Annotated in this window: 10 protein-coding genes; 8 read left to right on the forward strand and 2 right to left on the reverse strand. The window is 53.4% G+C overall.

From position 1 onward, the window contains the following. Positions 1–70: 70 nt before the first annotated feature. The 6 genes from dnaA (at position 71) to J1779_RS15570 (ending at position 8,493) form a co-directional block, all read left to right on the forward strand. A complete protein-coding gene (gene dnaA, locus J1779_RS15545) occupies positions 71–1,462 on the forward strand; it encodes a chromosomal replication initiator protein DnaA (protein WP_056775918.1) in 1,392 nt (463 codons plus the stop codon). A 4-nt stretch (positions 1,463–1,466) separates the two neighbouring features. Further along, on the forward strand, positions 1,467–2,567 hold the full coding sequence (dnaN, locus tag J1779_RS15550) for a DNA polymerase III subunit beta (protein ID WP_013573353.1): 1,101 nt from the start codon (positions 1,467–1,469) through the stop codon (positions 2,565–2,567). Between the two features lie 9 nt (positions 2,568–2,576). Continuing rightward, positions 2,577–3,665: a DNA replication/repair protein RecF gene (gene recF, locus J1779_RS15555; RefSeq protein ID WP_056775916.1), complete on the forward strand. Its 1,089-nt coding sequence runs from the start codon at positions 2,577–2,579 to the stop codon at positions 3,663–3,665. Positions 3,666–3,684: 19 nt separating this feature from the next. Beyond that, positions 3,685–6,099: a DNA topoisomerase (ATP-hydrolyzing) subunit B gene (gyrB, locus tag J1779_RS15560; protein WP_136375950.1), complete on the forward strand. Its 2,415-nt coding sequence runs from the start codon at positions 3,685–3,687 to the stop codon at positions 6,097–6,099. A 142-nt stretch (positions 6,100–6,241) separates the two neighbouring features. Then, positions 6,242–7,057, forward strand: a complete 816-nt coding sequence (yidA, locus tag J1779_RS15565) for a sugar-phosphatase (RefSeq protein ID WP_056775912.1) — start codon at positions 6,242–6,244, stop codon at positions 7,055–7,057. 170 nt (positions 7,058–7,227) lie between these two features. After that, the gene (locus J1779_RS15570) at positions 7,228–8,493 is read left to right on the forward strand and encodes a YidR family protein (RefSeq protein WP_217204193.1); all 1,266 of its coding nucleotides are present in this window, start codon (positions 7,228–7,230) and stop codon (positions 8,491–8,493) included. 41 nt (positions 8,494–8,534) lie between these two features. Here the strand turns inward: J1779_RS15570 and J1779_RS15575 are convergent, their stop codons facing one another. Continuing rightward, positions 8,535–8,912, reverse strand: a complete 378-nt coding sequence (locus J1779_RS15575; RefSeq protein WP_056775908.1) for a YceK/YidQ family lipoprotein — start codon at positions 8,910–8,912, stop codon at positions 8,535–8,537. Between the two features lie 394 nt (positions 8,913–9,306). Between J1779_RS15575 and ibpA the strand changes: the two genes are divergently transcribed. Together ibpA and ibpB are read left to right on the forward strand one after the other, a co-directional pair. Further along, positions 9,307–9,717, forward strand: a complete 411-nt coding sequence (gene ibpA / locus J1779_RS15580) for a small heat shock chaperone IbpA (protein WP_122097139.1) — start codon at positions 9,307–9,309, stop codon at positions 9,715–9,717. A 140-nt stretch (positions 9,718–9,857) separates the two neighbouring features. Beyond that, positions 9,858–10,292: a small heat shock chaperone IbpB gene (gene ibpB / locus J1779_RS15585; protein ID WP_136375953.1), complete on the forward strand. Its 435-nt coding sequence runs from the start codon at positions 9,858–9,860 to the stop codon at positions 10,290–10,292. Between the two features lie 70 nt (positions 10,293–10,362). Here ibpB and J1779_RS15590 read toward each other — a convergent pair whose 3' ends face one another. Next, positions 10,363–11,622 (reverse strand): valine--pyruvate transaminase, encoded by a 1,260-nt coding sequence (locus J1779_RS15590; protein ID WP_056775902.1) that lies wholly within the window; start codon positions 11,620–11,622, stop codon positions 10,363–10,365. Positions 11,623–11,760 lie beyond the last annotated feature (138 nt).

The raw sequence follows: 11,760 nt of genomic DNA on the forward strand, positions 1-11,760 counted from the left end.
TGTCAAAAATCATGATTTAAAAAATATCCTGATCCTTTTCTTTTTTGATCTTGTTCGAGTGGAGTCCGCCGTGTCACTTTCGCTTTGGCAGCAATGTCTTGCCCGTTTGCAGGATGAACTACCTGCCACAGAATTCAGTATGTGGATACGCCCCCTACAGGCGGAACTCAACGACAATACGCTGGCGCTTTACGCTCCGAATCGTTTTGTCCTGGATTGGGTTCGCGACAAATACTTAAATAATATTAACGGCTTGCTTAACGATTTCTGTGGAGCGAATGCCCCGTTGCTGCGTTTTGAAGTGGGCAGTAAGCCGTTGATTCAGCGCGTCAGCCAGCCCGTAGCCACCAGCGTCAGTTCGCAGGCAGCACCGGCTATTCCGCGCCTCGCACCTTCCCGTCCAAGCTGGGACAGCTCGCCGGTACAACCAGAGTTGTCTTACCGTTCTAACGTCAACCCGAAACACACTTTCGACAACTTCGTAGAAGGTAAGTCTAACCAACTGGCCCGCGCGGCGGCGCGTCAGGTGGCAGATAACCCGGGTGGCGCATACAACCCGCTTTTCCTTTATGGCGGCACCGGCTTGGGTAAAACCCACTTATTGCACGCGGTCGGCAACGGCATTATGGCGCGTAAAGCCAATGCAAAAGTGGTCTACATGCACTCCGAGCGTTTTGTGCAGGACATGGTCAAAGCGCTGCAAAACAATGCCATCGAAGAGTTCAAACGCTACTATCGCTCCGTCGATGCGTTGCTCATCGATGACATTCAATTCTTTGCGAATAAAGAACGTTCACAGGAAGAGTTTTTCCACACCTTTAATGCCCTGCTGGAAGGCAATCAGCAGATCATCCTGACTTCAGATCGTTATCCAAAAGAGATCAACGGTGTGGAAGATCGTCTGAAATCCCGTTTTGGCTGGGGTCTGACGGTCGCGATCGAGCCGCCTGAGTTAGAAACCCGCGTGGCGATCCTGATGAAAAAGGCTGACGAGAATGATATCCGTCTGCCGGGTGAAGTGGCCTTCTTTATTGCCAAACGTCTGCGTTCTAATGTGCGTGAGCTTGAAGGCGCACTGAACCGCGTGATCGCGAACGCCAACTTTACCGGCCGTGCGATCACCATCGACTTCGTGCGTGAAGCGCTGCGTGATTTGTTAGCGTTGCAGGAGAAGCTGGTCACTATCGATAATATTCAGAAAACAGTGGCCGAATATTATAAAATCAAGGTCGCTGACCTGCTTTCCAAACGGCGCTCCCGTTCGGTAGCCCGCCCACGCCAGATGGCGATGGCGTTGGCGAAAGAGCTGACCAACCACAGCCTGCCAGAAATCGGCGATGCGTTCGGTGGTCGGGACCATACCACGGTGTTGCACGCCTGCCGTAAAATCGAGCAGTTGCGTGAAGAAAGTCACGACATCAAAGAAGATTTCTCCAACTTAATCAGAACATTATCTTCCTAGCGCTATGAAATTTATTGTTGAACGTGAGCATTTACTGAAACCACTGCAACAGGTCAGTAGCCCGCTGGGTGGACGACCAACGCTGCCTATTCTGGGTAACCTGTTATTACAGGTGACGGATGGCGCGCTGTCGCTGACCGGGACGGATCTGGAAATGGAGATGGTGGCGAAAGTCGCGCTGTCTCAGCCACATGAAGCGGGTGCCACCACGGTACCGGCGCGTAAATTCTTTGATATCTGCCGTGGATTGCCGGAAGGCGCGGAAATTTCCGTCGCTCTCGACGGCGACCGCATGCTGGTAAAATCAGGCCGCAGCCGTTTCTCGCTGTCGACCTTGCCGGCCACAGATTTCCCTAATCTCGACGACTGGCAAAGCGAAGTAGAATTCACACTGCCGCAGGCCACGTTGAAACGTCTGATCGAAGCCACGCAGTTTTCTATGGCGCATCAGGACGTTCGTTACTATTTAAACGGCATGCTGTTCGAAACCGAAGGGGAAGAACTGCGTACTGTTGCGACCGACGGCCACCGTCTGGCCGTGTGTTCAATGCCTATCGGCCAGTCTTTGCCGTCGCATTCGGTGATCGTGCCTCGTAAAGGCGTGATGGAACTGGTGCGTCTGCTCGACGGCGGTGACACCACATTGCAGCTGCAAATTGGCAGCAACAATATCCGTGCTCACGTCGGCGACTTCATCTTTACATCCAAACTGGTCGACGGTCGTTTCCCTGACTATCGCCGCGTATTGCCGAAAAATCCGGACAAAACGCTGCAGGCCGGGTGCGATTTGCTGAAACAGGCGTTTGCCCGTGCAGCGATCCTGTCCAATGAAAAATTCCGCGGCGTGCGTTTGTATGTCAGCCATAACCAGCTGAAAATCACCGCGAATAACCCGGAACAGGAAGAAGCAGAAGAAATTCTGGATGTCGGTTACGAAGGTACCGAAATGGAAATCGGCTTTAACGTCAGTTACGTGCTGGATGTGCTGAATGCGCTCAAGTGCGAAGACGTTAATCTGCTGCTGACGGACTCCGTCTCCAGCGTGCAGATCGAAGACGCTGCCAGCCAGTCGGCCGCGTATGTTGTCATGCCTATGAGGCTCTAGTCTGAATTAATGGCCTTAACGCGCTTACTGATAAAAGATTTCCGCAACATTGAGGCGGCGGATTTAGATCCGTCGCCTGGTTTTAACTTTCTGGTCGGTCCCAACGGCAGCGGTAAAACCAGTGTGCTCGAAGCGGTGTATACCCTGGGGCATGGCCGCGCTTTTCGCAGTTTGCAGGCCGGGCGCGTTATCCGTCACGATCAGCCGGAGTTTGTTCTCCATGCGCGTGTGGATGATGGCGGCGATCGCGAAGTGTCGATCGGTCTGAGTAAAAGCCGTCAGGGCGACAGCAAAGTGCGCATTGATGGCACGGACGGGCACAAAGTGTCTGAACTGGCCCAGATGCTGCCCATGCAACTTATCACCCCCGAAGGTTTCACCCTGCTTAATGGCGGGCCGAAGTACCGGCGGGCATTTATCGACTGGGGTTGTTTCCATCACGACCCCGGTTTTTTTATCGCCTGGAGCAACCTGCGACGGTTACTCAAGCAGCGCAACGCCGCGCTGCGACAGGTGAGTCGTTATGCGCAAATTCGTGCCTGGGATCAGGAATTGATCCCGTTAGCCGAGCGCATTAGCGAATGGCGGGCAGCATACAGCGAAGCGATCGCGGCTGATATCAGCGCGACCTGCGCGCAATTCCTGCCCGAATTCGCCCTCAGTTTTTCTTTCCAGCGTGGATGGGACAAGGAAACCGAGTACGGCGAGTTGCTGGAGCGTAATTTTGAACGCGACAGAGCCTTAACGTATACCGCGTCAGGTCCGCACAAAGCGGATTTCCGCATTCGTGCCGACGGCACGCCGGTGGAAGATTTACTGTCCCGTGGGCAGCTGAAATTACTGATGTGTGCGCTCAGATTAGCGCAGGGTGAGTTTCTCACCCGACAGAGCGGGCGGCGTTGCCTGTATCTTCTTGACGATTTTGCCTCCGAGCTGGACGCCGACCGACGTCGGTTGCTGGCCGATCGCCTGAAAGCCACCCAGGCACAGGTTTTTGTCAGTGCGATAAGCGCTGAGCAAGTGACCGACATGATGGGTGAAAAGGGCAAGATGTTCCGCGTGGAACAAGGTAAAATAGCCGTTCTATCACAGGACTAAAAATGAGCGAGAAACGTTGATGTCGAATTCTTATGACTCCTCAAGTATCAAGGTATTAAAAGGGCTGGACGCGGTGCGTAAGCGCCCGGGCATGTATATCGGCGATACCGATGACGGCACTGGTCTGCACCACATGGTATTCGAGGTTGTGGACAACGCTATCGACGAAGCCCTCGCGGGCCACTGTAAAGAGATTCAGGTCACGATCCATGCGGATAACTCTGTTTCCGTGCAGGATGATGGTCGTGGTATTCCAACCGGCATTCACGAAGAAGAGGGCGTTTCAGCTGCTCAGGTCATCATGACCGTACTTCATGCCGGTGGTAAATTTGACGATAACTCGTACAAAGTGTCCGGCGGTTTGCATGGCGTGGGTGTTTCCGTCGTTAACGCCCTGTCGGAAAAACTGGAGCTGGTTATCCGTCGTGAAGGCAAAGTGCACACCCAGACTTACGTGCACGGTGAGCCGCAGGAACCCTTGAAAGTCGTGGGCGATACCGACGTGACCGGTACCACCGTGCGTTTCTGGCCGAGCTTTAACACCTTTACCAATCAGACTGAATTCGAGTACGACATTCTGGCGAAACGCCTGCGTGAACTGTCGTTCCTGAACTCGGGTGTGGCGATCCGCTTGCTGGACAAGCGCGACGGCAAGAACGATCACTTCCATTATGAAGGCGGTATCAAAGCCTTTGTGGAATACCTGAATAAAAACAAAACCCCGATTCACCCGACGGTGTTCTATTTCTCCACCGTGAAAGACGATATCGGTGTGGAAGTGGCGTTGCAGTGGAATGACGGTTTCCAGGAAAATATTTACTGCTTTACCAACAATATCCCACAGCGCGACGGCGGCACCCATCTGGTGGGCTTCCGTTCTGCGATGACCCGTACGCTGAACGCGTACATGGATAAAGAAGGCTACAGCAAAAAATCCAAAATCAGTGCCACCGGCGACGATGCCCGTGAAGGCCTGATCGCCGTGGTTTCGGTGAAAGTGCCGGATCCTAAGTTCTCTTCTCAGACCAAAGACAAACTGGTTTCTTCCGAAGTGAAGACTGCCGTTGAGTCACTGATGAACGAGAAGCTGGTGGATTATCTGATGGAAAACCCGGCGGATGCGAAAATCGTTGTCGGGAAAATCATTGATGCAGCCCGTGCGCGTGAAGCAGCCCGTAAAGCACGTGAAATGACCCGTCGTAAGGGCGCGCTGGATCTGGCTGGTTTGCCAGGCAAACTGGCTGACTGCCAGGAACGTGACCCGGCTCATTCCGAACTGTATTTAGTGGAAGGGGACTCAGCGGGCGGCTCTGCAAAACAAGGCCGTAACCGTAAGAACCAGGCGATTCTGCCGTTGAAAGGTAAAATCCTCAACGTTGAGAAAGCGCGCTTCGACAAAATGCTCTCTTCTCAGGAAGTGGCGACGCTGATTACCGCGCTCGGTTGTGGCATTGGCCGTGACGAATACAACCCGGACAAACTGCGCTATCACAGCATCATCATCATGACCGATGCCGACGTCGATGGTTCACACATCCGTACCCTGCTGCTGACCTTCTTCTACCGTCAGATGCCTGAAATTGTGGAACGTGGTCACGTGTTTATCGCACAGCCGCCGTTGTACAAAGTGAAAAAAGGTAAGCAGGAACAGTACATTAAAGATGATGAAGCGATGGATCAGTATCAGATCTCCATTGCGATGGACGGGGCAACGTTACACGCCAACGCCCATGCACCAGCCCTGGCGGGTGAACCGCTGGAGAAACTGGTCGCTGAACATCACAGCGTGCAGAAAATGATTGGCCGTATGGAACGTCGTTATCCGCGTGCGCTGCTGAACAACCTGATCTATCAGCCAACCTTAGCCGGTGCTGAGCTCGCTGACGAAGCGAAAGTGAAGGAATGGATCGAAACGCTGGTGTCCCTGCTCAACGAAAAAGAGCAGCACGGCAGCAGCTACAGTGCGATTGTGCGCGAAAATCTCGAACACCAGCTGTTCGAGCCAATCCTGCGTATTCGTACTCACGGTGTGGATACCGATTACGATCTGGATGCAGACTTCATTCAGGGCGGCGAATACCGCAAAATCTGTACGCTGGGTGAAAAACTGCGTGGCCTGATTGAAGAAGACGCTTACATCGAACGTGGCGAACGCCGTCAGCCAGTGACCAGCTTTGAGCAGGCGCTGGAATGGCTGGTGAAAGAGTCACGTCGCGGTCTGTCGATTCAGCGTTATAAAGGTCTGGGCGAAATGAACCCTGAGCAACTGTGGGAAACCACAATGGATCCAACACAACGTCGCATGCTGCGCGTGACCGTGAAAGATGCCATTGCGGCTGATCAGTTGTTCACAACCCTGATGGGCGATGCGGTTGAACCGCGCCGTGCCTTCATCGAAGAGAACGCCCTGAAAGCGGCCAATATCGATATCTGATAGTGGCATAAGCTGATAAAGAGTCCGAACCGGGAAACCGCTTCGGACTTTTTTTTCGTCTGACGCAGCCCGCATTCTGACTGGCTTTACAGCGGGTGATCGCGTTAGCATTGAGAAAGATTAATCAAACTCTGAGGATGCTATGGCTATTGAATTGATTGCAATTGATATGGACGGAACCTTGCTCAATCCGCAGCACGAAGTCACGCCTGCGGTAAAAAAAGCGCTCTCCGATGCGCGTGCAAAAGGCGTGCAAATCGTTCTGGCGACCGGGCGTCCTTTCATTGGCGTGCAGCGTTATTTGCAGGAACTGGATTTGCAGCAGGACGGTTGCTACTGCATCACCAACAATGGCGCGCTGGTGCATAATGCGAAAGATGGCAGCGTGATTGCCGAAATAGCCCTCGAAATTGACGATTATCACTACTTTGAGAAACTCGCTCGTGAGCTGGGTGTGCATTTCCATGCACTGACCAAAACCGATCTGTTCACTGCCAACCGCCACGTCAGCCGCTATACCGTGCATGAGTCGTTCACCACCGGTATACCGTTGCAATTCTGTCCGGCTGAGGAGATGGATCCGTCGCTGACCTTCCCAAAAATCATGATGATTGACGATCCTGAACTGCTGGATCGCGCCATCAGCCAGCTTCCGGCGCAAGCCAAAGAGCGCTATACCATCATGAAAAGTTCGCCGTACTTCCTCGAAATCCTGGATAAGCGCGTCAATAAAGGCGAAGGCGTGAAGACGCTGACGGAAAAACTGGGCATCGCGCGCGAAAACGTAATGACGCTGGGCGATCAGGAAAACGACATTGCTATGCTGGAGTTTGCAGGCATTGGCGTCGCAATGGGGAACGCGCTCGACAGCGTGAAAGCCGTCAGCCAGTTCGTCACTAAAACCAACACCGAAGACGGTGTGGCGTTTGCCGTGAATAAGTTCGTGCTGGGCCACTGATCCTTTCTGATAGTTGCGGCCTGTTTTCTTCCCCGGTGCATTATGGGCGCGTTGTCTTATCTCTTCCTGGTCGGGGAAATGAAAGGTGTCGGCGATTGCTGAAGATTGCCACTGCCGTTTGAGTCCCCTATTCTTAGGCACTCCTTGAACGGCAGGGCACACCTGAACGCATGACCGAAAAACAACTCACTACGGATGCCCGCGGGCATCAGCTCACCAATATCAACGTCTGGACGCCGGACAGCCAGTGGCTGGTGTATGACGTGCGTCCGCATGGCGGTTCTTTTACCGGCTCAACCATTGAGCGGGTGAATGTGGAAACCGGTGAAACTCAGGTGCTTTACCAGGCGAAGGACGGCGCACACGTGGGTGTGGTGACGGTCAGCCCGGATGAGCCCGCCCGTTACGCGTTTATTCATGGCCCGGAAAATCCCGATGCCCTGTGGCAGTATGATTTTCATCATCGTCGCGGGGTCATCGTCTCTGAACCCGCGCGCGAACAGGCCGTCACGCTGGATGCCCTGGACATCACCGCGCCTTACACTCCCGGCGCGTTGCGCGGGGGGACGCACGTTCATGTTTTCAGCCCGGACGGCTCCCGTCTGAGTTTCACCTATAACGACCACGTTTTGCATGAGCACGATCCGGTGCTTGATCTGCGTAATGTCGGCGTCGCCCTTGCCGGTGATCCTGTGACCTCAGCAAAACAGCATCCCCGCGAATACGACGGCAGCCATTTCAGCGTGCTGGTCAGTGACACCACGCCTGCTCCTCAGCCCGGCAGCGATGACATCAACCGTGCTTATGAAGAAGGCTGGATCGGACAGGAAGGCTATGTAAAAGCCGATGGTTCCCGTCAGCGCCGGGCACTGGCCTTTATCGGCGACACGCTTTCAGCCGAGGGCGAAAAGCACCCGGAAATCTTTGTGGTGGATTTGCCGGAAAATGATGCGGAGTACCGCAAGGCCGGTGATAAACCCTTGCAGGGCACGCCGGAAACGCTGCCTGCGCCACCGGCGGGGGTAAAGCAGCGGCGAATCACGTTTACCGAAAACGGCATCGCCACCCAGCCGCGCCACTGGCTGCGTGCGTCGCCGGACGGCACACAGATAGCCTTTCTGATGAAAGATCATAACGCGGTGGTGCAGGTGTGGACGGTTTCGCCCAACGGCGGCGAGCTGGTGCAAATCAGCCATGGCGTTCAGGGCGTTCAGTCTGCGTTCAGCTGGCGCCCGGACGGAAAATCCCTGGCGCTGATCTGCGATAACAGCGTGATGCGTCTGAATGTACAAAGCGGAGAGATGCAGCGGTTAACGCCACGATCGGATATTGCCCCGTGCGCTGACGCGGTCGTGTATTCACCGGATGGCCGTAAAGTGGCGTTTATGCGTCAGTTGGAAGGATATGCGCAGCTTTGCGTGGCAGACAGTGATTAACGTTTGTTAAAAACCGGCCTGTTCTGGCCGGTTTCATGGGGTTACTTTTTATGTGCCGAAGATTTGTGACCGCGATCGGAGGTGGTCATTGGCGGGATGTGATCGATATCGACCCCGTTACTCAGCGCGATATTGCGTTCTTCGCTGGCTTTGACGCGATCGCGCGTCGTCACTTTTCCGCTGCGATAATAATCATAAGGCAGCAGCAGCGTATCCAGCGCGGCACTGAACGGTAAGTCGATCAACAGCAGCGGCGTCATGGCCCAGCTGGTGTCATCGCTTTTTATCATATTCACATCAGCACGGGCGCCCGAATAATATCCGGTGTCACCCCCTGTGTGGCTCATCACGCTGGAGCAACCGCTCGTCGCTAAGAAAACACATCCTGTCATCAGCGGCGTTAATGCAAATTTCATCATGTTAGAACTCATCTTATGCTGTCAGGCTGAGCTTTTAAGTCAAGGTGACTTATAACACTCAACACAAAAAATTAACAAAGCAAGCTGTAGCTCTGTGGCTGCGATCCCATTAAGTGTAATTACTATTTGAAATCCTGCAGGAAACTGCCTGCTGTCCCTGATTTTTCGCCTGTCGTTGTGCTGTATTTTGGCTATTCCGGTTCAACGAAAACGAAATTTTTTTGTTTTTCCCCGCTTGAAAATATTCCTTTCGTCTCCATTTTTAAAGGGAGACGCAGAAAGATACGCCGTAAGGGATCTTTTCTCATGACCGTTTGTTATGAAGGAATGCGTTGCAGCCTGTCCGACCGGAGGGCTAAAAACAAACACTCGCTGAATATCAGGAGAAGTAAGAATGCGTAATTTTGATTTATCCCCGTTGTACCGTTCTGCCATTGGTTTTGACCGTTTATTTAATCTCATCGAATCGGGTCAGAATCAGGGTGGCGGATATCCCCCTTATAATGTCGAGCTGGTTGACGAAAACCATTACCGGATTGCTATCGCGGTAGCCGGTTTCGCAGAATCCGAGCTGGACATCACGGCTCACGACAACATGCTGGTGGTTAAAGGTGCGCATGCGCCGACAGAAACCGACCGCACCTATTTATATCAGGGCATTGCTGAGCGTAATTTCGAACGCAAATTCCAGCTGGCAGAGCATATCCAAATAAAAGCCGCTAATTTGTCCAATGGCCTGTTGTATATCGATCTGGAACGTATTGTTCCTGAATCATCAAAACCGCGCCGTATCGACATTCGTTAATTCAACGGTCGCTATTCCGTTAATCAGGATATTGACCGTCAGAAAATGAAAAAGTTTAGGCTCGCCGTCAGGGAGCTGAACCGTCACATCCAAAATGGAGGACGGGATTGTTAATCTCGCTTCAAAGAAGGAGTTACACCATGCGTAATTATGATATTTCCCCGTTACTGCGTCAGTGGATTGGTTTCGATAAATTAGCCAGTTCAATGCAGGGTTCAGATCAGGCATTTCCGCCGTATAACATCGAGAAGTCAGACGATAACCATTATCGCATCTCGCTGGCACTGGCCGGTTTTAAACAAAGTGACCTGAATATAGAAGTGGAAGGGCCGCGTTTAACCGTCAGCGGTACGCCGGAACAGGCGGACACGAAGGTGGAATACCTGCATCAGGGCCTGGTTATTAAACCTTTTACCCTGAGTTTCACGCTGGCTGAGCATATGCATGTGTCAGCAGCCGAGTTCGTCAACGGTTTGCTGCACATCAGCCTGGTGCGTGATGTACCGGAAGCGCTGCAACCGCAGAAAATCGCGATCGGCAGTGAAAAACCTGCGCTGGAAAACCAGTCGTCATAAGACCTGAACATTGAGCGTAAACAGAAAACCGGGGTGATGAACCCCGGTTTTTTTATGCCTGCAAATCGGCTCAGAGTGCCTGCGTTTCCGCGTGCGCTTTTTCCACTTCTTCCGCCAGAATCTGCACGCCGCGCTCGATTTGCTCGGCGTCCGGCACGTAATTCATGCGCATGCACTGGTGCGTATGCGCCCACGGATGCTCCAGCCCGGGGAAGAAGTAATCGCCTGGCACCATCAGCACGCCGCGCTGTTTCAGGCGCTGATACAGCACTTCGGTGGTGATCGGTAAATCTTTAAACCACAGCCACAGGAAAATCGCCCCTTCCGGTTTATGGATCAGGCAACGTTCTTCCGGCAGATAACGGCGCAGCGTGGCAATGGTTTCCTGCACGCGCTGGAAATAGAAGGGTTTGATCACCTCTTCGGAAAGACGCAGCAAATCGCCGCGCGCAATCATCTCATGAGCGATGGCCGGGCCGACGCTGCCCGGAGACAGGCTGATAATGCCGTTCATATTACTGATTGCTTTGATGATTTTCTCATCGGCGATCACGATACCGCAGCGCGACCCTGGCAGGCCGAGTTTCGACAGGCTCATGCACAGGATGATGTTCGGATTCCACAGCGGCGTGGCGTCGGTAAAGACGATGCCAGGGAACGGCACGCCATAGGCGTTATCGATTAACAGTGGAATATTCTTTTGCTGTGCCAGTGCGTCGAGGCGGATCAGCTCTTCGTCGGTGATGACGTTGCCGGTCGGGTTGGTCGGGCGTGAGACGCAGATAAGGCCAATGTCATCGGAAATGTTCAGATGATCGAAATCGACGTGATATTTGAACTGGCCTTCCGGCAGCAATTCGATGTTCGGCTTGGCCGAGACAAACAGGTTTTCATCCAGCCCGGCATCGGCATATCCCAGATATTCCGGTGCCAGCGGGAACAACACTTTTGACATGCTGCCGTCGGCGCGACGTCCGGCGAACAGATTGAACAAATAGAAGAAGGCGCTCTGGCTGCCGTTGGTCAGCGCAATGTTTTGCGCATCCAGTTGCCAGCCCAGTTCTTTCTGTAACATTTCTGCCAGCGCATGGCGCAGAACGTCTTTGCCCTGCGGGCCATCGTAATTACATAAGGCTTCAGTCAGCTTGCCAGTGGCCAGCATTTCGCTGAGCAACGTCTGGAAATAATCCTGCATCTCAGGAATTTGCGCCGGATTACCGCCGCCGAGCATCACCGCGCCGGGCGTGCGTAAACCGTCATTCATGTCGCCCATCAGGCGGGTGATGCCTGAAAAACGGGTAAATTTGTCACCGAAAGCAGAAAACGTCATAGAAAGCTTTGTATGTTATCGAAATGTGATGTCCACAATAACGCCTGCGGCAAAGCAGTGCAATCGGACCACCGGGTTTTGAAATGTCCTCCTCTCCCGGACGTGCCGGAAGGGGAGGATGACTGCGGGGCGATGAAA

Source organism: Rahnella rivi, assembly GCF_019049655.1.
Lineage (GTDB): Bacteria > Pseudomonadota > Gammaproteobacteria > Enterobacterales > Enterobacteriaceae > Rahnella > Rahnella rivi.